Origin of the sequence: Azospirillum isscasi (assembly GCF_030849505.1) — a bacterium.
Classification (GTDB): Bacteria; Pseudomonadota; Alphaproteobacteria; order Azospirillales; family Azospirillaceae; genus Azospirillum; species Azospirillum isscasi.
In genome coordinates this window covers 1-18745 of the sequence record NZ_JAUJFI010000024.1, presented here as the reverse complement: position 1 = coordinate 18745, position 18745 = coordinate 1, and the positions used below count along the sequence as shown (strand labels likewise).

Annotated in this window: 20 protein-coding genes and 5 pseudogenes; 15 read left to right on the top strand and 10 right to left on the bottom strand. The window is 63.4% G+C overall.

Features of this window, described 5'->3' with window-relative positions; genetic code table 11:
* Window positions 1–73: 73 nt before the first annotated feature.
* Both QSG27_RS07455 and QSG27_RS07450 read left to right on the top strand, forming a co-directional pair.
* Window positions 74–2458: a sensor histidine kinase gene (locus tag QSG27_RS07455; protein WP_306704727.1), complete on the top strand. Its 2385-nt coding sequence runs from the start codon at window positions 74–76 to the stop codon at window positions 2456–2458.
* Between the two features lie 3 nt (window positions 2459–2461).
* A complete protein-coding gene (locus QSG27_RS07450) occupies window positions 2462–4414 on the top strand; it encodes a hypothetical protein (RefSeq protein ID WP_306704725.1) in 1953 nt (650 codons plus the stop codon).
* On the opposite strand, the pseudogene QSG27_RS07445 reads toward QSG27_RS07450, so the two are convergent.
* Window positions 4411–4812: pseudogene (locus QSG27_RS07445) on the bottom strand (transposase); the annotation flags it as partial. The gene QSG27_RS07450 and the pseudogene QSG27_RS07445 sit on opposite strands and share 4 nt — an antisense overlap.
* A gap of 65 nt (window positions 4813–4877) precedes the next feature.
* Here QSG27_RS07445 and tnpA (QSG27_RS29240) point away from each other — a divergent pair.
* On the top strand, window positions 4878–5357 hold the full coding sequence (gene tnpA, locus QSG27_RS29240) for an IS66-like element accessory protein TnpA (RefSeq protein WP_407653183.1): 480 nt from the start codon (window positions 4878–4880) through the stop codon (window positions 5355–5357).
* Here the strand turns inward: tnpA (QSG27_RS29240) and tnpC are convergent.
* The 7 genes and pseudogenes from tnpC to QSG27_RS07410 form a co-directional block, all read right to left on the bottom strand.
* A complete protein-coding gene (gene tnpC, locus QSG27_RS07440; protein WP_306704723.1) occupies window positions 5248–6870 on the bottom strand; it encodes an IS66 family transposase in 1623 nt (540 codons plus the stop codon). The two genes, tnpA (QSG27_RS29240) and tnpC, sit on opposite strands and share 110 nt — an antisense overlap.
* Before the next feature lie 79 nt (window positions 6871–6949).
* Complete coding sequence (tnpB, locus tag QSG27_RS07435; protein WP_111065522.1) at window positions 6950–7297, bottom strand: IS66 family insertion sequence element accessory protein TnpB; 348 nt, start codon at window positions 7295–7297, stop codon at window positions 6950–6952.
* The gene (tnpA, locus tag QSG27_RS07430; RefSeq protein WP_306704719.1) at window positions 7294–7701 is read right to left on the bottom strand and encodes an IS66-like element accessory protein TnpA; all 408 of its coding nucleotides are present in this window, start codon (window positions 7699–7701) and stop codon (window positions 7294–7296) included. Before tnpA (QSG27_RS07430) ends, tnpB begins: the two co-directional genes overlap by 4 nt.
* A 191-nt stretch (window positions 7702–7892) precedes the next feature.
* Window positions 7893–8024 (bottom strand): annotated as a pseudogene (locus tag QSG27_RS07425) (IS630 family transposase); the annotation flags it as partial.
* Window positions 7993–8187, bottom strand: a complete 195-nt coding sequence (locus QSG27_RS07420; protein WP_306704717.1) for a hypothetical protein — start codon at window positions 8185–8187, stop codon at window positions 7993–7995. The pseudogene QSG27_RS07425 and the gene QSG27_RS07420, both read right to left, overlap by 32 nt.
* 165 nt (window positions 8188–8352) lie before the next feature.
* Window positions 8353–9132: a hypothetical protein gene (locus tag QSG27_RS07415; RefSeq protein WP_306704715.1), complete on the bottom strand. Its 780-nt coding sequence runs from the start codon at window positions 9130–9132 to the stop codon at window positions 8353–8355.
* A 9-nt stretch (window positions 9133–9141) separates the two neighbouring features.
* Window positions 9142–9546 (bottom strand): hypothetical protein, encoded by a 405-nt coding sequence (locus tag QSG27_RS07410; protein ID WP_306704713.1) that lies wholly within the window; start codon window positions 9544–9546, stop codon window positions 9142–9144.
* 451 nt (window positions 9547–9997) lie between these two features.
* Here QSG27_RS07410 and QSG27_RS29220 point away from each other — a divergent pair.
* Both QSG27_RS29220 and QSG27_RS29215 read left to right on the top strand, forming a co-directional pair.
* Window positions 9998–10180, top strand: a pseudogene (locus QSG27_RS29220) (hypothetical protein); the annotation flags it as partial.
* Between the two features lie 172 nt (window positions 10181–10352).
* Window positions 10353–10565 (top strand): hypothetical protein, encoded by a 213-nt coding sequence (locus QSG27_RS29215; protein ID WP_326522683.1) that lies wholly within the window; start codon window positions 10353–10355, stop codon window positions 10563–10565.
* A gap of 463 nt (window positions 10566–11028) precedes the next feature.
* Here the strand turns inward: QSG27_RS29215 and QSG27_RS07405 are convergent, their stop codons facing one another.
* Window positions 11029–11247 (bottom strand): helix-turn-helix domain-containing protein, encoded by a 219-nt coding sequence (locus QSG27_RS07405; protein WP_306704711.1) that lies wholly within the window; start codon window positions 11245–11247, stop codon window positions 11029–11031.
* Between the two features lie 452 nt (window positions 11248–11699).
* Between QSG27_RS07405 and QSG27_RS07400 the strand changes: the two genes are divergently transcribed.
* The 7 genes and pseudogenes from QSG27_RS07400 to QSG27_RS07370 all read left to right on the top strand — a co-directional run bounded on the left by QSG27_RS07400 (window position 11700) and on the right by QSG27_RS07370 (window position 16852).
* Entirely contained in the window at window positions 11700–11996 is a 297-nt protein-coding gene (locus QSG27_RS07400; protein ID WP_306704709.1) for a DUF736 domain-containing protein, read from the top strand.
* Window positions 11997–12310: 314 nt separating this feature from the next.
* Window positions 12311–12487, top strand: coding sequence for a hypothetical protein (locus QSG27_RS07395; protein WP_306704707.1), 177 nt, complete (start codon window positions 12311–12313; stop codon window positions 12485–12487).
* A gap of 98 nt (window positions 12488–12585) precedes the next feature.
* Window positions 12586–13793 (top strand): annotated as a pseudogene (locus tag QSG27_RS07390) (IS1380 family transposase); the annotation flags it as partial.
* Window positions 13794–14042: 249 nt separating this feature from the next.
* Complete coding sequence (locus QSG27_RS07385) at window positions 14043–14351, top strand: argonaute/piwi family protein (protein WP_306704705.1); 309 nt, start codon at window positions 14043–14045, stop codon at window positions 14349–14351.
* Window positions 14352–14367: 16 nt separating this feature from the next.
* Complete coding sequence (locus QSG27_RS07380; RefSeq protein ID WP_306704703.1) at window positions 14368–15159, top strand: AbiJ-NTD4 domain-containing protein; 792 nt, start codon at window positions 14368–14370, stop codon at window positions 15157–15159.
* The gene (locus QSG27_RS07375) at window positions 15156–15950 is read left to right on the top strand and encodes a hypothetical protein (protein ID WP_306704702.1); all 795 of its coding nucleotides are present in this window, start codon (window positions 15156–15158) and stop codon (window positions 15948–15950) included. Before QSG27_RS07380 ends, QSG27_RS07375 begins: the two co-directional genes overlap by 4 nt.
* Window positions 15950–16852: a hypothetical protein gene (locus tag QSG27_RS07370; protein ID WP_306704699.1), complete on the top strand. Its 903-nt coding sequence runs from the start codon at window positions 15950–15952 to the stop codon at window positions 16850–16852. Before QSG27_RS07375 ends, QSG27_RS07370 begins: the two co-directional genes overlap by 1 nt.
* Before the next feature lie 516 nt (window positions 16853–17368).
* Here QSG27_RS07370 and QSG27_RS07365 read toward each other — a convergent pair.
* Window positions 17369–17641, bottom strand: a complete 273-nt coding sequence (locus QSG27_RS07365) for a helix-turn-helix domain-containing protein (RefSeq protein ID WP_306704697.1) — start codon at window positions 17639–17641, stop codon at window positions 17369–17371.
* A 113-nt stretch (window positions 17642–17754) separates the two neighbouring features.
* Here QSG27_RS07365 and QSG27_RS07360 point away from each other — a divergent pair, with 113 nt between their 5' ends.
* The 3 genes and pseudogenes from QSG27_RS07360 to QSG27_RS07350 all read left to right on the top strand — a co-directional run.
* Complete coding sequence (locus QSG27_RS07360; RefSeq protein WP_306704695.1) at window positions 17755–18024, top strand: DNA -binding domain-containing protein; 270 nt, start codon at window positions 17755–17757, stop codon at window positions 18022–18024.
* 174 nt (window positions 18025–18198) lie between these two features.
* Window positions 18199–18540 carry a transcriptional regulator domain-containing protein gene (locus QSG27_RS07355; RefSeq protein WP_306704693.1) on the top strand — a complete coding sequence of 114 codons (342 nt, stop codon included), beginning with the start codon at window positions 18199–18201 and terminating at the stop codon, window positions 18538–18540.
* Window positions 18524–18745 (top strand): annotated as a pseudogene (locus QSG27_RS07350) (DUF2285 domain-containing protein); the annotation flags it as partial. The gene QSG27_RS07355 and the pseudogene QSG27_RS07350, both read left to right, overlap by 17 nt.

Below are 18745 nucleotides of genomic sequence, written 5' to 3'. Positions count from 1 at the left end.
GCGATTTGTCTGCACGGCTTCCGATGGTTCAACGCCCTATCAATTTGTGGTAGAAGTGAGAGGCATCGGGCTAATGGCTTCCTTTACATTTTCCGCTAGGACAATTCTTGAACTCGGCAAGGAGCTTATCAGTTCCGACGAGGTTGCACTCTATGAGCTGATCAAGAATGCGGTCGATGCCGGCTCGCCAACCGTAAGAATCAATGCGCACATCATGTTGGCACGCAAGGACTATCAACGTGCCCTTGACTTGCTGGCAGGTGATGCTCTTACGCCTGATCGTAAGCGTGCAACGATTGCATATGTGCTCGACCAGATCGAGGCTGCGATCCCTTCCAATGCCGACGCCGACGATGCAGAAGCTTTCATGCAGGAACTCCGGAAAGCATCGAGCTCCCGTAATGACTTTGCGACAGCTCTCGCCTCCGCCTATGCCTTGCGCAATTGGATCGAGGTAGATGACGACGGCACTGGTATGTTGCTGGGGGAACTCTCCAGCGTGTTCCTGCGGATCGGCACACGGTCCCGCCGGGCCGCCAATATAGGCGGTGCCGAATATCTCGGGGACAAGGGTGTGGGTCGCCTCTCGACGATGCGGCTGGGCGATCGTCTAGAGGTCGTCACGACCAAGACCGGCGAAACACACTGGCATTTTCTCGACATTGACTGGTCGTTATTTTCGCACGATCGCGAAATGGACATCGACGAAATCTCGTTCAATCCGGAAGATGGCGCGGCGAAGGATGACACCGCACAGCAAGGCACGCTGGTACGCATCCTAGGTCTTCATGGTGACTGGGACATCGATCGCTTCCGCGACCTGCTCCAAGGCAAGATCGCGAGAATGGTGGATCCTTTCGAATCGGGAGCCGCCAATCGCCTGCTAACCGTCTATCACAACACGACGCGTCTGGTGGTGCCTTCGGTACCGAAGACCTTGCTGGATGCCGCTCATGCGTCCGCGAAGGGAAAGCTATACTTTGCAGGCAACGAGCCCGTCCTCGAGGGAACGATCGCCTACCACCGCTATGGTGCCGACAGGCCAATCAACCAGCGCGGAGCCGAAATCTACTCGCTTGCCCAGGACGCCATCAAGCGGCGGGGGAAGCGCGGGCATGCCGCCATTCAGAACGTCCCGCTGCGCCCGCAAGCTCTGCGCGATTTGGGACCATTCGAGTTCGATATCTACTGGTTCAATCGGCGTATCGTCGAGAAAGTCCCGGGTCTTACTCTCACGTCATCCGAAACCCGCGAACAGGTCGCGCAATGGTCCGGCGGGCCGATGCTGTACCGCTACGGGTTCAGGGTGCTGCCTTATGGTGAGCCTTCCGACGACTGGCTCGCCCTGGACGCGACGGCGTTCGGTCTGTCGGGCTTTAAACTCAATCGTCAGCAGGTCATCGGCCGTGTCCGTGTCCGAGCACCGCATACCGCCCTTAGCGAGCAGACCAACCGCCAAGGCCTTGTCGACTCTGATGCCGCCACGGCGCTGAAGACGATTCTCATGTGGGTGCTTCACGTCGAGCTACGCTCACTCATTAACGACATCGACGAGCAGGAACGGATCTCGAAGCGGGAAGCTGAAGAGCGGGCCCTGGCGTTCCGCGACACTCAGGATCAGGTCCAGGACGTCATCAATCAGCTGCGATCCCGGGTCGATCCGTCGGCGAGGTCGCTGGTCGATCGGGTCGCCGTCGGCGTCGACAGGCTCGCGGATCAGTGTGCGGGGCTCGTGCGCCGCATCGACGAGGCAGTGAAGGAGGTCACCGACGAGCGGGAGAAATTTGTATATCTCGCCGGCATCGGCCTGATGACCGATTTCATCTTCCACGAACTCGATCGCTCGGTTTCCTATACGCTGAAGGTGCTCGCCGATAGTCAGGGACAAGGCCGCGACGCGGCACTTCGCTCGCTCCAGGCGCAGCTCCTCACCTTGCAGAAGCGCATTTCGGCCTTCGACGAGCTGACCGGCGAACGCCGGCAATCCAAGAGCCGCTTCGAGTTGGAAGCAGTCGTCGACGACATTCTGGCGGCCCATCAAAACGAGTTCGAGCGGCACGGCGTCACCATCGAATTCGAGCGCAATCACTTAGTCATCAGGGCAGTCCGGGGCATGGTGATCCAGATCGTTGAGAACCTGCTCACAAATGCAATGTACTGGCTCAAGCAACAAGAAAAGTGTCAGACTGGATTTGTGCCCAAGATCTGGGTCAGGATCGATCCGGACGAACGCACCCTAACAATCGAGGACAATGGGCCTGGGGTGGCACCGGAGCGCCGGGAACTGATTTTTCAGCCCTTCATTAGTTCGAAGCCGGCCGCGCAGGGGCGTGGGCTGGGACTCTATATCTCGCGCGAGCTTGCTAACCATCATGACTGGCAGCTCTACATGGATCAGGTGGCGGGCCGCATGCGGCCAGGACGCCTGAATATGTTCGTCTTGGACATGGGGGGCTGAGGGATGAAGCAGGAGGCGCGTATCCGGGCAGCCATAGAGAAGGGCGAGATCCGCAAGGTCGTCATCATTGATGATGCGTTCGACCCGCCGGCCCTAAGTGACGAGGTGGCCGGCGAGTTTCTCGATCTGCTTGAGAAAGAGGCAAGCGCTGCGGTGCTTAAAAAGGCTGGCGTGACCCCCGAAGAGGCGAAGGCTGCCCGAGATGCAATCACGGCATCGGAGTATACCGCGGACGAGCTGCAGATCGTCGTTTCCAAGCTTTATGCCAAATATGTTGAAAAATTCGATGACAAGTTCGATCCTGCGGGCAGCTTTTCGGTCCTAAAGGGCGACAATCTCCGCCGTGTCCGCCCACTGCTTCTCCTTCTTGCTACGTGTAGCAAGCTGACGGTCACGCGTATCGGCTCGGACGCAAGCGGTGTCGATTTCGACGCGCTGAAACCCGACGTCGTCTTTGTCGACTATTATCTCGATGCAACGCTGTCCCCCGACGGCAATCCGGACGAAGCGCAGGGGCAGGCGGCGCGGCGAGGTTCCCTCGAGATGCTTCGCCGGGTTCTCCTCAACAAGCCGGGCATAGGCCCCTCCGTTATGCTGATGTCATCGCATTCTGTGCGGAAGGAAGCGCATGCATTCCGGCGCGAAATTCGGGAAGAAAGAAAGGTATTCGCCAGCCGCTTTCATTATCTCTCCAAGGAGGAGCTCGACGAAGAGGACGATGGATCGATCAGAGTGTCTGGCGATGCAGTCGATGCCCTTCTCGATATTGCGCAACGCCATAGATTCGCAGGGGCTGTCGAGGAGGGGTTGGCCCAGTGGAAGAGTGGTCTCGATCAGGCTGCCGCCACGGTCTGGGACCTGATCACCGAACTGGAGTTGAAGGACTTCGCCTATCTTGCACGGTTCCGCTTGGCCGAGGAAGGTCAGCCGCTCAGCTCCTACCTTGAGTGGTTATTTGGAGAAGTCCTGATCGATGGTATAGCGCGGTCCGTCAAATGGGGAGATCAGAGTTTTAAGACGCTGGATGATGGTGCATTCAAGAACAAGCCCGGAAGCCAGATCGAAGGCGCATTCGACGGCCCGACGCTTCATATCGCCGAGCTCTATTTTCGCGCCCGGGTGGACGCCAGGCCCACCCGTCAAGGCACTGATCTTCGAACGGGCGACTTATACGTTCACAAGGATCGTCCTGACGAACTCCTTGCCACGGTCACCCCCGAGTGTGACCTCGTCCTGCGCAGAAACAAGCGAAGCGCCAAGAGGTTGACGGTCGTTTCAGGAATACTTCAGGCGATTGACGCTCCGGACAGCTCAATTGCCGACTTCTTCATGCTGGACAACAAACCACTCAACATCGTTTGGAATGCCAAGGATATTCGGACGATCGATTATCCCGATATCGGAGACGATGGTTATCGCCTCGTTGGTACGCTGCGACCACTTTATGCCTATGAATTGCAGCGGCGCGTGTTGGCAGATCTTGGGCGGGTCGGGCTGGCTGTGGCCCCCGCCATGGCGATGACCGCCCAAGCGAAAGTGGTTGTAAGGCGCGATGAAGGCGAGCCCGTCGAACTCCGGTTGCCGATGCCCGATACCGCGTCCTGCGCCGTCATTCCCAAGCGGGGATCCTCCGACAAGCCCCGAGTCATCTACCACCGCAGCTTCGCCTCCGCGCTTTTGGATGCGCTGCTGACCATTCCGGACAAAGAGCTGGACGCCGATGCCAAGACTCAGGTCGGCTCCCTTAAGCAACCGGGCAACCAGATGCTATTCGTCGACAAACTATGTCGAGATGGTCAGCTTGATGGAGAGGAAGCATTCGGCATCCTTACAACCCTACAGTTCGTGCGACGAAAAGGAAGCATCCCATGGTGCCAAATCCTCGTGAGCCATGAAAAGGAAGCCGCCGAGACAGGACTTCCAGAAGAGGATGCGCCGGTCGCGGTGGAACTCTAGTGGATCGAATCTGACGCCTGTTTCGCTTCGTTGATGCGCTCGATGATGTGGTCGGGGTCAGCTGTCCAGACGAAGCGCTTGGCGGTCTTGTTGTGTTCCTTGATGAAGCGGTGGATGGCGGCTTGCAGGTCCACGATGTCGCGAAAGCTGCCCCGGCGCAGGCGTTTGGTCGTCAGTTTGACAAAGAAGCCCTCGACCGCGTTCAGCCAGGACGCCGAGGTCGGCGTGAAGTGGAAGACCCACCGCGGGTGCTTCTCCAACCAGACGCGGACTTTCGGGTGCTTGTGGGTGGCGTAGTTGTCCAGGATCACGTGCACCACCTTGCCGACTGGCACCGCCGTCTCGACGGCGTTGAGGAAGCGAAGGAACTCCTGATGCCGGTGGCACGCGGCGCACTGTGTACCCCTCCGCCGAGTGCCGCCTTGTGACCGGAGCCGGAAGCTGAATCATCGGGTCTGTCCCTATGGCTATCCCTATGGCAGTCCCTATGGCTATCCAGCGCGTCGAGGTGATCACGGGAGTGGAGCGGCGGCGGCAGTTCAGCGACGAGGAGAAGCTGCGGCTGGTCGAAGAGGCGTTCCGGCCGGGCGCGAAGGCGACGGGGGTCGCCCGGCGCCTGGGCGTGGACGTCAGCCTGCTGTACCGCTGGCGCCGCCAGTTCTTCGGTCCGCAGCCGCGGCTGCCCGCCTTCCTGCCGGTCACCGTCGCCACCGGCGAGCCGCCGGCGGAGACTTCAGCCGTGCCGACGCCGGAACCGTCGGTCCCGCCCAGGCGAGCAGTGGTTCTACGCCCTCACCGACGACGGCATCGTAAGCATCCGGTGAGTGCCGCGGTCAGGCTGCCTTCCAATTCCAAGGCAGCAGTTCGGGCAGGCGGTTCTGCGGCAAGTCGGCGATGCGGGCCAGCACGTCGGCCAGCCACGCCTGCGGGTCGACATCGTTGAGCTTGGCGGTGGTGATCAGGCCGTACATGATCGCCGCCCGTTGGCCGCCGCGATCGGAGCCGCAGAACAGCCACGCCTTTCTGCCCAGGGCGATCCCGCGCAGGCCGCGTTCGGCGGCGTTGTTCGTCAGGCACAGCCGGCCATCGCCGAGGAACCGGGTGAAGCCGTCCCAGCGCGTCAGCATATAGTCCATCGCCTTGGCCACGGGGGCATGGCGGGAGAGCCGGGCGCGCTCCGCCCGCATCCAGTCCTCCAGCGCGCCTACCAGAGCGGCGCCGTGCTCCTGGCGGGCCGCCAGCCGCTCGGCCGCCGGCTTGCCACTCAAGGCGCGCTCGAGATCGAAGAGGGCGTCGATGCGCGTCACGGCCTCCAGCGCCAGCGGTGAGATCGGCGGGGCATCCTTACCGCGCTTGGTGTTCGCGGCGATGTCGGCCAACTTGAAGAAGCCGCGCCGTGCATGCGCCCAACATAGCGCGGCACGGATCGGCCCCGGCTGGCGGTCGGGTTCGTACAGCCGGTTGTAGCCGGCGAACGCATCGGCCTGCAGCCAGCCCATGAAGCCGGCCAGCTGCCGTTCGGGGTGTTCGCCCTTGCGGTCGCGCGAATAGTGGAACAGCGCCGCCGGTGGGGCTTGGCCGGCGAACGGCCGGTCGTCGCGCACATACACCCACAGCCGCCCGGTGTCGGTCTTGCCCTTGGCCAGCACCGGCACCGGCGTGTCGTCGCCATGCAGCCGCTCGGCCGCCATCACATGCGCCGCGATCAGGTCGTGCAGCGGCTTCAGCACCGCGGCGGCGGTGCCCACCTGGTCGGCCAGGGTGGACAGGCTGAGCGGCACGCCCTCGCGCGCAAAGCGTTCGGCCTGCCGGTTCAGCGGCTGATGCTGGCCGAACTTCTCAAAGAGAACGGTGGCCAGCAGGTTGGGGCCGGCCCAACCCCGCGGGGTGGCATGGAACGGCGCCGGCGGCTGGCTGATCGTCTCGCAGGCCCGGCAGGAGAACCGCTCGCGCACCGTCTGGATCACCTTCCATTGGCGCGGGATCACCTCCAGCGTCTCGGTGATCGTCTCGCCCAGCTTGCACAGCTTGTCCGAGCCGCAGCACGGGCAACTCGCCGGGGCCGGCACAACCACGCGCTCGCGCGGCAGGTGGTCGGGAAAGGGTTGGCGCGATGGCCGCTTGCGCGTGAAGGCCGCCACCGCCGTGGTTTTGGCGGTGGCCTGCTCGGCCGCCAGCTCGTCCTCGCTGGCCGTCGCTTCCAGCTCTTCGAGCTGGAACTCCAGCTGGTCGAGCAGGCGCGCCTTGCGCTCGGAGCGCGTGCCGTAGAGGTCGCGCCGGAGCTTCTCGATCTCCAGCTTCAGGCTGGCGATCAGGGCCTCGGTGTTCGACGCCACCGCCCTGGCCCGGGCCGCTTCGGCTTCCGCGGCGTCCGCCCGCGCCTCGGCCTGCACCAAGGCGGCGCGCAGGCTGGCGATGTCGTCGGCCGAGGTGGAGGGGAGCGGGGCGGCGGTCATGGCGCCAGTTTACCTGGGATCGCGCCGGCGAGCCGCCGCAATCCCCCCTGAACCGCCCCGTCGATTCACCGTGTCGCAGTCACCCCGCGGCCTCGGGGCGCCAGGTCTTCTGTGGGTTGCGCCAGTCGATGCCCTCGAGCAGATAACCCATCTGCCCGACCGAGATCGACACCGCGCCGTCCGCCGGCGTGGGCCAGATGAAACGGCCCCGTTCCAGCCTCTTCATGAACAGGCAACTGCCCTGGCCGTCATACCAGATGATCTTCACCAGATCGCCGCGGCGCCCACGGAAGATGAAGAGATGGCCGCTGTGCGGGTCTTGGGCGAAGCGCTCCTGAACCAGCAACGCCAAGCTCGCCCAGCCCTTGCGCATGTCGGTGTGCCCGCTGGCCAGCCATACCCGCACCCCGCTCGGCACCGGGATCATGCCAGGGCACCGACGACGGCCGCCGCCAGGGCCGGGTCAACCGGCCCTTCTAGGCGCAGGCGCGCCCCGCTGGGAAGAATGACCTCGAGGATCGCCGGGCTCGTGGCCGTCGCCGGAGGCGGCACCGGTCCAGGGGGCTCTGCGACCGGCGGTTCCGTGACGGTCGGCTCCGGCGTGATGGTCACCGCTACGAAACTGGACGGTTCGGCCGCGGCAGTCCCTGTGGCCTTCATCAGCCCCCGCCAGCGATACAGCAGGCTTTCGTGCACACCCAGCCGGCGGGCCGCGTCCGTCACCACCATGCCGGGGCGGAACGCCTCCTCGACCATCCGCACCTTCTCCGCCGGCGTGTAATTCCGCCGCCGCTCCGTTCCCGTCAGAACCTCGACCCGCTGATAAGCCATGACGTTTGCAACTCGTTTGCGTCCGCGCGATGACGCGCCACGCAAACCTCAGACGTCGCACCCCACTTTGCCAAGGCGGCGCTCACCGGAGGCGTACACGGCATCGAGAACCTCAAGGACCTGATCCACACCCTCAGGATGGATTCCTGACCGAGCCGCTGAGCATCCGCGTCTCTCACCGGATGGGTACCGCACTGTCCAAGCACCGTGCCGTTCAGCACGTTCAGCGCCGCGAACAGCGTCGTCCTGCCATGGCGGGTATAGTCGTTGGTCTGCGTGGCGGGCTGGCCCTCAGCCATCGGCAACCCCGGCTGGGTGCGCTCCCTGAGCAATGGCACCGTTCAGGCGCGTGCCGTCGCTCAGCAGCGCGATGCGGGCACGCGGCACCAGCTTCTGCGGGGTGTTGCCGCTGTGGACGAGATCCTCCAGCCGACGTCGGTCGGCGGGAGCGAGCTTCAGGTAAATGGCCCAGCGGGAGACATCCATGCCCCGCAGCGTGCCGACATCCCTTATAGAACGTAACCCCCTGTTTGACTCGCGTCACTAGATGCGATGGAGGGCGCGTATGGCATGGTGCCGTCGGTCACGCATGACCGGGCGTTCGAAGTGTAGAGCACCGCGGCCCGTCGCTTCCGCGGTACTCGCGGGGCGTCAAGGCAGGTGTTTGGCAATACCGTCTTCCAATGCCACGAGATCACTGGCACTTGGCGCGTACATGTTCTCGAGGGTGTCGATATGGAAGTGGGATGCCAGCGTCTCCGCTCCTTTTTGAAACCCTCCCACCCTTGCCACTGCAAAGAAACCGGCCTTGAAGGCATCAACGTATCGAACCTGTGCAGCACCATAGGTTAAGGACGTCCATTGGTTATCTGCGCAGCACATTCCTTTGTTCAGCACGGTATTGTCGAACAGGCGAGCAATGCAGGCGCGCATTTCATCCAAAGGCGCGTTGTTCGCCTTATCCTTGCATTCGATGCCGATGATCGGCAATCCATACGGCCGTCCTCCTTGTGCTCGCCCCCCTGGCGCGGTTCTCAGAGCGTCGCCGATCGAGCGGGGCAGGACAGAAATGTCATATTCATGGCGAGCTCCGCTGCGTCCTATGTATTGAAGACTACCGTGAATTTCATATTCGTCAGATGAAGTTTTTACCCAGATAAATCCAGGCGCCTTGGGGTTTAGCCCGTGTATAGCCCCCGGTCCGCCTCGTACGTAAAACACACCAGGATTTGCCGCATCGATGACGGTATCGTCACCACGACGCACTTCGACGGTATGCCCTTCGGCGATGCATCGCTGGGCAAAACGCATTGTCAACCAGAATTCAAATTGCTTTCCTTGCCCTCTAAGCGTTGAATATGAGGAACCAGCTCCTGCCAATCCGGAAAATATGGTGTTCAGATCCGAAACTAAGGTGATAGGGAGTGGCATGTTTGTCTCCTAGACCGACAATTCTCGCCTGATTTCGGGGAGTTTGCGTTCCAGCATTTGGATATGGCCTTCTGCGTTGCCATCATAAAAATTGACAGTGCTTGCCGATGTTAAAATCAAGATGTTGGAGTTTCTACCTGCAATTTCCCAGAAAATTTTTTCCCCTTCTTTGAATTTTTTGAAAGGCTCGATCAGTCGAAGCGTCAGAAAGCGACAGACGATATCGGCCTGTTCTAAGGGGATGTAGGGGCGTGATTGTCCTTCAAGCTCGTCTCCTGATTTTAGCATTCCGGTGGACGGCACAGTGATCAGGCCATCTTCAATGAAGTCTCGAATCTCTTCGGCCAACCATCCAAACGATGCCTGAGCCAGAAGCTGAAGAAAATCTTCAACGTTGGCGGTGATAGTGCTCACGTATTGCCTCCTCTCCGCGAGATCACCTTATGAATAATCCGCCATTTCCCAGATTGGCGCAACTTTCGGCAACTGCTGAGAGCAGGATAGACCAAGCGACGTCCTGTCGGGAAGCGAAAGCGTGACCGATGGTGCGGCATCAGCTACGATAACTGGGGGGCGTGCCCAACCCGGTGCCGGAAGTCACGATGGCGGTCCATTCCGCAACACCGAAGGCGCACTTCGGGTGTCGAGCGCCCATCCTCATCGTGTGGCCTCCGTCGTCAGCATCGCGTCGTCGTTCTTGGCCGGGGGCGTCCATTCGCATCATTAGGCCCCAAGCATCTCCTGTAGTACCGCTCCTTGGCCATCTGGAAGACGGTGTATGCCGGCGTAGTCAAGGCACCATGTGCAGCGGCCCTCCCGTGTCCACGGAGTCCGTCGCCTTCTCCACCTTGCGGCTTTCGCCGGAATGCATCGTCTGCGGGGGGAGGCAGGGTTGGAAGATCTGTCGATCAGCAGGGCGTTCACGTTGATCGAGCCGGGGCCGGTCGTCCTGGTGACGACGAGCGACGGCCGCACGGACAACGTGATGACCATCTCCTGGACGACGGTGCTGGACTTCACGGCGAAGTTCGCCATCACCACCGGAGCCTGGAACCACTCCTACGCCGCGCTCACCAGGACGAAGGAGTGCGTGATCGCGGTCCCCACGGTGGATCTTCTCGACACCGTCGTCGGGGGGGAACCTGTTCTGGGAGGGACACGGACAAGTTCGCGAGGTTTGGCTGACCCGTGTGACGGCGTAGCACGTCCGGGCGCCGCTCATCGCCGAGTGCCTTGCCAACATCGAATGCCGCGTCGCCGACGTCATCGGGCATCACGACATCGTGGTGCTCCGGGGGGTGGCCGCCCATATCGACGGCGGCCGCAAGGAGAAGAGACTGATCCACGCCGTCGGCGACGGCACGTTCGTGGCGGATGGCCGGCGTTTCGACCGGAGAGAGGCGATGCGGTCCAAACTCCCGGGCGGCGTATAGGTCACATCGGCGGGGCCGTGCCGTGCCAATCTATGCCGCGGATGATGGTGTCCGTCAGCCGAAAGCCGTGCCGTGGGCAGGGGGCATCTCCAGGAATGCACGCCCTGCGGACGTTCCCGCATGATGGCACAAAGCTGCTGCTCCCATTATCCGGCAAAGGATGACCGGGGTCCTTCGTGACCGAGGCGATGTGGCGCCCGCGCGGGCAGGCCCGCGCGCCGGGCTCTCGTGAATCGAGTCACCTGCGGTGTCTCGAGTCTGACGACCGTCGATCCCTGGCGCATCTCCCGCGACGTGCCTTCCTCCTGCAAGGCTGGCGACGGCGGGGCCCGATTCCGGGCGCAGGGCGATCCCAACCACGGCGGGAACGTCGGGCGCCTCCGATGACGATCCATCACCGTCAATCTTTGGCCCTTTCCCATGGCGATCACCCGCCACCGGCCATTCCCTGTGCCTGAAGGTCTCAATCCGCCGTGGCTGTTCGCGGTGCTTCGTCGCTGTCCGTGCGGACACCCACGGCTTCGAAGGCCCGCCGGAGGCTGCCCGGCACGTAGCCCCGCGACGAGCCCCTGCCGAGCTCGAAGGCGCGCACCGCCGACACCGACAGCGTCGCCTTCTCGGTGAGGGCTTCCTGCGACCATCCCAGTTGACGCCGGAAGAACCGGCACCGCTCCGGGGTCATGCATCCATCTCCGCCGAATCGCTCTATCAGGCGACGCTACCACGGCGGGTGGGAGCCGTTCATGGTCCTTCTCCGGGACCGAGGCCATGTGACCGGGAAACTGCCCAGTTTCCGGCACGGTTGCATCCGGCGTTGCGCTGCGGCGCCGTGAGCGGTGTCGTCTCCGGCGGAACGGCTCGCGGCTCGACCACGGCGGCCTTTCCAGCTGGCGACCCTGACGCCGGGTGCGGCTGCGGAGCAGCCCGACCTCGATCCCGCAACCGGCGGGAGCCGGCCTTCTTCCCCGCCGTGCTCGGCTGCGCCTGTGTGCGGCTTCCTCGCGAGGCAAGAAGCCTGGCCCCCGGCCGTCCTCCGCTGCGCTGCGGCCCTTCGGGTGCAGGCCGGTCGCCCGGCGCCCTTGTGATCGCCATCAAGGCCGCGGTGGTCGCGGCCGAACCCCGCAGGAGGCGACTATGGCTCAGATCGGCACCTTCACCCGCAACGACGACGGCACCTTCACCGGGATCATCCGGACGCTCACCCTCAACATCAAGGCCCGCTTCGTCCCGGCCGCCAAGGACAGCGACAAGGCTCCCGACCTGCGCGCCCAGAGCAACGGGATCGAAATCGGCGCCGGCTGGCGCAAGACCGCCAAGGAAACCGGTCGCGACTACCACTCGGTCAAGCTGGACGACCCGAGCTTCCCCGCGCCGATCTACGCCAGCCTGGTCGAGATCGACGGTGGCTACGCCCTGATCTGGTCCCGCTGAGGCCGGCCGCCGGTTGCGGCGCCCCGGGGGAGCGCCGCGGCCGGCTCCGGGCCATCGCCGCCGCTCGTGATGGCCGTGCGACCGATCGCGGGCCGAGATGGGGAGTCCCTGCGCTCCCGAAAGTCCGTCTGTCTCTTCGGACGTCCCAGCCTACCATGCCGGAGCGGCCCGCCTCGAGGACGAGCGGTCCCCCCAAAAGGCTGCGCCTTTTGGCTCCCCCGCTCGCCGGCAGGCCGGTCGCCTGCGGCGATCCTCGACCCGGACCGTTCCGGCATCGTGACGCCCCCTCGTCTTCAAAACCAGAGGAGGGGACGATGCTCACCATTCACGACCAGGTCCGGGAACTGCGGGCCGAGCTGGTATCCTGTGCCCTGACCCGCCGCGAACGCGCCCAGGCCCGGGCCGAACTGGACCGGCTCCTCGCCCGGCAGGCGGGGATGGACCGCGCCACCGACGCGCCGGTGTTCATCAAGGAGGCGCCGCCCGCCTGAGGCGGCGCCGTGCGTCGCGGCCAGGAGCCTCGTCGTGTGGCGGGAGGACGCCTGCCGGCGCGCTCTTCCCGTCACCGCCGGTCGCCACTATCGGTCGCATGGCTCCCCAAATCGTGAACCTTGCCGATGTGCGGACGGGACGCAACGGCCGCCACACCCTGCTTGCCCAGTTCCGACATGCCGTGTTCGGGCCACTGGCCGGATACGAGGACGTGAACGACGCCGACCGCCTCGGCCGCGATCCGGCCATGCGCTGGATCGTCGGCGGGTGAGTAACAACCGAGGAGGCCGCCTCCACGAGCCAGATGGGGCGGTTCGAGACCGGAACGCTGACCAGCGAGGCCAATCTGATGGCGCTGGCCGATTTGTCGGGACGATGGATCGACGCCGTGCACGCCCGCCGCCCGACGACGGCTGTGGTGCTGGACATGGACTCCAGCGTCAGCCCGACCCACGGAGACCAGGAGGGGACCGCCTACAACGGCCACTTCGCTGTACCTGCTACCATCCGCTGTTCGTGTTCAACCAGTTCGGCGACCTGGAGCGGTGCGCCCTGCGTCTGGGGAACGTTCACAGTGCCGACGGCTGGCGGGTGGTGCTGAAACCCGTGGTCGCGCGGTACCGGGAGACGACCAAGCGGCGCTACTTCCGTGGCGACGCCGCTTTCGCCCTGCCGGACTTGTGCAAGTTCCTGGAGGCCGAGAGCTATAAGTGCGTGATCCGCCTCAAGGCCAACAGCGTGCTCCAGGGGCGCATCGCCCATCTGCTCAAGCGGCCCGTCGGGCGTCCGCCGAACCATCTTCGGCGCTTCCACGCGAGCTTCACCTACCAGACCGGATCGTGGAGCCGGAAGCGCCGGGTGGTGGTGGCGGTCGAGTGGCATCCGGGCGAACTCTACCCCCCCGTCGGCTTCCTGGTCACCAACCTGACCCGGCCCGCCTCGAAGGCGGTGGCCTTCTACAACCAGCGCGGTACGGCCGAGCAGTGGATCAAGGAGGGCAAGAACGCGGTCAGGTGGATGCGGTTGTCCTGCCACGCGATGAAGGCCAACGCCGTCCACCTGCAACTCCACGCGCTCGCCTACAATCTCGCCAACTTCCTGCGCACTCTGGTCCTGCCGGACGAGATGGCACGCTGGTCGTTGACCACGATCCGGGAGAAGGTGGTGAAGATCGGCACCAAGGTGATCGCGCATGCCCGCTACACCGTCTTCCAGATGGCCGAGGTGGCGGTGCCCCGCGATCTGTTCCGGGACTTGCTGGAGCGAATCGGCAACCTCCGACCACGGCCTGTCGCACCATGGTGACGGCAGCCGGGTGGATCGGCGGTGTCTCCCGAAAGGCAAAGTGCGTCCGGCGTGTTGCAGAATGGTTTGCCAGCGCCCCAAAGGCGGGCTTCAGAAGCTGGAGCGACCACCATCTGCGACGTTTTGGACGAAGAGGGGCGCGGCACACGCTTCCTGCGCCCCATTGGAGTGGATATAATTCGCGGCCAGATGGGTGGATGGTCCGTCCATCTGGGGAATGTCGGTTACCCAGTAAGACGCGGGACTGTCATGAATCTCGACGACTTTTCGGCCTTGCTGTGGGTCCACGGCGCGACCGCCGCCGTCAATCCGAGCCTCAAGTACTTTCAAGGCAAAAGGCGGATTCCCGCCCCGCTCGCGCTGCGGCAGCACGCCGGGGCAACACTGCTCGACCAGTTAGCGGCGGAGATACTCGGCCTTTCCAAGATGAACTGGAACACGTTCGACCTCTACACCAAGTTCCCGGCGACCCTTCAATCGTCCGGTGAAATCGCCCGCATTGGTTCGCTGCTCCAGCGGTTCGGTGCTTCCTCCTATGATTACCGTCTCTTTATCTGACGGCGCGGAGCAGTGCATGCAGGGACGTTTCTCAGATCGCCACGGATATCGCAGAACGGAGCAGGAGATCGTCGTCCGCGAGGACGCGCCGGAAGGGCTGCGCTTCGCCATTCCGCTGATCGCGCAGGACGCGGGGATGAGTCCCGGCGCGATGCGCAAGGTAATCTGCGCGGTCCTGCTGGTCCGCCCCGACCCATCGAACTGGTCTGAGTATCCGAACATCTGGGATGAGGTGAACGGCCTCATCGAGGACTGCCCATGGTTCAAGGTGTACGACATCGCTGAGGCGATCCACGCCGCGTTCGCGGCGCAGTATTCGGGCGGGGCCGATATCTTTCAGGAGAGGCTTAACGGGTATCTCCGGGAGAACGGTATCGGCTGGCAGATGACGGATGGCCGGATCGTCTACCGGGGCTCGGAGGTCTTTACTGAGGCGACCCGCGAGGCCGCTGCCGTCCTCGCGCAGACCGGGCGCAGCGCGGCGGCGAATGAAGTCCACGAAGCGCTTGCCGATATCTCGCGGCGGCCGAAGCCGGATGTAACCGGCGCAATCCAGCATTCCATCGCCGCGCTCGAATGCACCGCCCGCAATGTGACGGGAGCGCCGAACCTCACCCTGGGGCGTCTCGTGCCGCGCCTTGCACTCACACCGCCCTTGGATACGGCGGTCGAGAAGCTTTGGGGCTATGCGTCGGAACGCGCACGTCATGTCCGCGAGGGGCAGGCGGTTTCATCGGAAGAGGCCGAGCTTGTTGTCAGCGTGGCCTGCGCCGTGTGCACGTTCCTCTCAAAGCAGGGCCGGTCATGACAGCGCCAAACCCGGCAAGGCAAAGGGTCGCCCTGTCCGCGCTCGACAGACTCTTCGCAGACGCCGCGAATGTCTGGGTCATCCATTATTCCTGCGAGAGCTTCTACGACCGGGTTGAAGGGCGTTCTCCACGGATCACGTCAGTAGCGCTGCGCAAACTCGATTCCGCGCAGACGGTCTCGTTCTCGATCCATCAGGTGGCCGAGCGGCGGCGCATTCCGTTCAACCAAATCGAGCAGCATTACGATGATCTTGAGAAGGAGATGCTCGCGGCCTTCTTCGTCCATCTCGGCAGCCACCGGGGCATGAAGTACCTGCACTGGAACATGCGGGACGTGAATTACGGCTTTCAGGCCATCGAGCACCGGTTCCGGGTGCTGGGCGAAGATCCTGCTTATTTCGTCGAGGACGACAAGAAGTACGACCTGTCCCGACTGCTGATCGACATCTATGGCGTCGGCTATATCGATCATCCCCGCATGGAGAAGCTGCTCGCCAAGAACCATATCGCGCCGCGCGACTTCCTGAACGGGGCCGAAGAGGCGAAAGCATTTGAAGAGCGCAACTTCGCCGCGCTCCACCAATCAACGCTGCGCAAGGTCGATGTGATCGCCAACATCGCAGGCCGCGCGCATGACCGCAATCTGAAGACCAACACCACTTGGTGGGAGATGCACGGCGGCAGGGTGCGGACGGCGCTGATCTGGATGGCCGAGAACAGGACGTTTCAGGTGGTGGCCGGTCTGGCCAGCATCGTCGGGCTTGTGCTCGCAGTATGGGCGCTAGCCTGATGCCGACGCTCGCAGGATTGGTGCTGCCGCCGCCCCGCTCATGGGATGAGTTCGAGGAGATTGCGCTTTCGGCAGCCAAGCTGCGATGGAACTCGACCGACTTGTACCGCCACGGCCGACAGGGCCAGCGCCAGGATGGCGTTGACATCTTCGGGCATGCTGCTGACGGGCGGCATATCGGTGTCCAGGGCAAAAACACGGTAGATGGCGTCGCCATCACCACTATAAAAGCTGAAATTAAGCAGGCTGAGACCTTTCAGCCTCCTATCGACGCTCTTTACATCGCCACTACGGCGAAGCGTGACGTTGCCATTCAGAAACAAGTTCGGCTCATTTCTCAGCGCAGAAAGAAGGCGGGCCAGTTTCCGGTGGCTGTCCTGTTCTGGGAGGACATCTGTCAGGACTTGGCGGCTGACGACGCGGTTTTCTTTAAGCACTTTCCGCAGTTCAGGCCGTCTGCCGACCGGGCGCGGGAGCACGACCAAAAGCTGTTCGATGAAATATCTCAGCTCCTATCATCGAACGGTGTTATCGGCTTCATCGATCAGCACAACATGGCCGGGTTCTCGTTCTCCGATGCAAAGCTCGATCCCCTGCGTGAGTTTTACTACGAATGGAACAAGCCGGAGCGTGAGTTCCTCACACCAGAGATCGAAACGGCAAAGCTGAAGCTTTGGGCGAAAGCGGACGAATATCTTGATGTCATCGCCACTGAGACGTCTTCAACGGAAATGAATGTTGATCGCCGTTGGATACCCCAAGATTGGGAGATCACGCAGCCGGATCACTTCTGGCGTGTGGTAAAACAACTACATGCGCTTGCTAGTGAGATTGTTTCTCTCCATGCCGAGCTGATTCGAACGGGTAAGTTACACCTCTTTGGCAGGCCCGGGAAAAAGTAAAGTACAGTGACTGGGGCGTCGGCGTTGCCGATCGGGCGCGATCAGCGCATCTCTATTGTGACATCTATCTGGCAAATGCGTTTTAGATATATCTAAATTCCTGGGGCCAAGTCGCATGCTCGATAGCGCCGCTTCGGCGAGTAATTCGGGTTTAATCGTTGAACGGGATTTTCTTTTATTCGTGGACTCGTGCATTGGTGCGCCGCCATCGACGTGGGTCTATCCGGCGGCGTGCCGATGATTACCCTCGGTCGCTGCTCAGGAGCACGGCCCCTTCCACACCCGGATTTAAGGAGAACCGGTGATCTGGATATCCGGCTGTCCATTGATCCTGACATCCGCCGATCCGGGACTCCGGATCGCCGTGAACATGGGAATGCACCCTCGGCCGCCGCCCCGATTGGCTGGCATATGCCTAAAAAGTCACGCACCTCTCCCGGAAACCGTTGGCATTGCCAACCCTTTCACCCCAAAAGCAATGGTGGCGGAACTGTGGCGTCCTACCCACGTATGTCGTCACGCACCGCCATCGCCGTCCCGGGTGGAACCGGCCAGTTCGGAGAGGAAGGGGTGATCGGGGGGCAGCGCCAGCAGATCGCCGGGAAGCACCTTCAGCGCCCGCGCCAGCCGGCCGAGCGTCACCACGCTCGCCTTGTGCTCGGCCCGCTCGATCTGGCCGACGTAGCTGCGGTCGATGCCCGAGATATGCGCGAGCTCCTCCTGCGTGATGTCGCGCTCACGCCGCAGGCGCCGGATGTTCGCGGCGAGTATATCGGGCAGGTCCTCCATCGCCAGGATGGAGCCCCATTGCGGGAAAAGTCTCCACGGGATACATATACCATTCCGATGCCAGCCGACGGCCTGCGGGTGGTCTGCATCGCCGAACGGAAAGGAGCCTGCGCATGAGGAAGCCGCGCATCGATGCGCCGGTGTTCGACGTGGCGCCCACCGGCGAGACGCTCACCGACTACGACCGGCTGCATCTGGTCACCTACCTGCGCCTGCTCGACGCCGCGGCGGACGGCGCCGACCCCGACGAGGTCGCCCGGATCGTCCTGCGCATCGACCCGGACGAGGAACCCGAGCGCGCCCGGCGTGCCCACGCCAGCCATCTCGCCCGTGCCCGTTGGATGACCGAAAGCGGCTACCGCCATCTGCTCGTTTTGAATTAAGCCGCCATCGCCGCATTGCCCGTCCGGCATCGCCGAACGCCGGCTGGGCGGCTCTTTCCCTGTCCGATCAAGCGCTTCCTCCCCTTTCGATCGGGGTGTGCCGGTTGCATCGATCCCCCGATACGCCGCGCCGGCCTACCGGCGCGTTCGGCGCTTCACAACCTGAGCGTTTGGATGCGCATCCGTCCCTTCATCCATGACGAGGACGGTTTCATGACAGGCACGAGAGACTGGCGGTCCGCCGCCGCTTACGCCGACACGGCATCGCTGCCGGTGGCGGGCTGGGCGTGGGAGTTCCTGCGCCGCAACCCCGAGTACAGGGCCGCGACGCGGGCCGCCGCGCCGCGCTCGGCGGAGCACGCCGCCGTCGGCCGGCGCTGGGGGTTGTCCTTTCGCCGAGGACCCGGACCGGACCGCCCACGACACGGCGATCTTCTGGACGCCCGACCTGCTGCCGGACCTGGTGCGGCTGATCCCAGCTCCCACGCAGCCGATCCCCGTGGCTCCCGCGGCTGATCCGTTGGCCGGGCCGGGGCGGCGGGCGGTGCTGGCGACGCCGGACGGTCTCCATGTGGTGATCGCCGACGGCGCCTGCGAGCGGCGCTTCCTGGTCCTGGCGCCCGACCTGCCGCCACCGGAAACCGTGCTGTGGGCCGCCGTGGCGTTCGACCGGCCGCGGGCGCCGCAGGTCGCCGGGATCGAGCGGCTGGCGGCGCTGATG

What these genes read in the sequence shown, in the direction of transcription:
- QSG27_RS07385 (WP_306704705.1), top strand. Translation starts at nt 14,043, where the DNA reads ATGAATCTCGACGACTTTTCGGCCTTGCTGTGGGTCCACGGCGCGACC.
- QSG27_RS07405 (WP_306704711.1), bottom strand. Translation starts at nt 11,247, where the DNA reads ATGACCCCGGAGCGGTGCCGGTTCTTCCGGCGTCAACTGGGATGGTCG.
- QSG27_RS07370 (WP_306704699.1), top strand. Translation starts at nt 15,950, where the DNA reads ATGCCGACGCTCGCAGGATTGGTGCTGCCGCCGCCCCGCTCATGGGAT.
- QSG27_RS07355 (WP_306704693.1), top strand. Translation starts at nt 18,199, where the DNA reads ATGCGCATCCGTCCCTTCATCCATGACGAGGACGGTTTCATGACAGGC.
- QSG27_RS07400 (WP_306704709.1), top strand. Translation starts at nt 11,700, where the DNA reads ATGGCTCAGATCGGCACCTTCACCCGCAACGACGACGGCACCTTCACC.
- tnpC (WP_306704723.1), bottom strand. Translation starts at nt 6,870, where the DNA reads ATGACCGCCGCCCCGCTCCCCTCCACCTCGGCCGACGACATCGCCAGC.
- tnpA (WP_407653183.1), top strand. Translation starts at nt 4,878, where the DNA reads ATGGCTATCCCTATGGCAGTCCCTATGGCTATCCAGCGCGTCGAGGTG.
- QSG27_RS07380 (WP_306704703.1), top strand. Translation starts at nt 14,368, where the DNA reads ATGCAGGGACGTTTCTCAGATCGCCACGGATATCGCAGAACGGAGCAG.
- QSG27_RS07415 (WP_306704715.1), bottom strand. Translation starts at nt 9,132, where the DNA reads ATGCCACTCCCTATCACCTTAGTTTCGGATCTGAACACCATATTTTCC.
- tnpB (WP_111065522.1), bottom strand. Translation starts at nt 7,297, where the DNA reads ATGATCCCGGTGCCGAGCGGGGTGCGGGTATGGCTGGCCAGCGGGCAC.
- QSG27_RS07360 (WP_306704695.1), top strand. Translation starts at nt 17,755, where the DNA reads ATGAGGAAGCCGCGCATCGATGCGCCGGTGTTCGACGTGGCGCCCACC.
- QSG27_RS07450 (WP_306704725.1), top strand. Translation starts at nt 2,462, where the DNA reads ATGAAGCAGGAGGCGCGTATCCGGGCAGCCATAGAGAAGGGCGAGATC.
- QSG27_RS07455 (WP_306704727.1), top strand. Translation starts at nt 74, where the DNA reads ATGGCTTCCTTTACATTTTCCGCTAGGACAATTCTTGAACTCGGCAAG.
- QSG27_RS07375 (WP_306704702.1), top strand. Translation starts at nt 15,156, where the DNA reads ATGACAGCGCCAAACCCGGCAAGGCAAAGGGTCGCCCTGTCCGCGCTC.
- QSG27_RS07395 (WP_306704707.1), top strand. Translation starts at nt 12,311, where the DNA reads ATGCTCACCATTCACGACCAGGTCCGGGAACTGCGGGCCGAGCTGGTA.
- tnpA (WP_306704719.1), bottom strand. Translation starts at nt 7,701, where the DNA reads ATGGCTTATCAGCGGGTCGAGGTTCTGACGGGAACGGAGCGGCGGCGG.
- QSG27_RS07420 (WP_306704717.1), bottom strand. Translation starts at nt 8,187, where the DNA reads ATGGATGTCTCCCGCTGGGCCATTTACCTGAAGCTCGCTCCCGCCGAC.
- QSG27_RS07365 (WP_306704697.1), bottom strand. Translation starts at nt 17,641, where the DNA reads ATGGAGGACCTGCCCGATATACTCGCCGCGAACATCCGGCGCCTGCGG.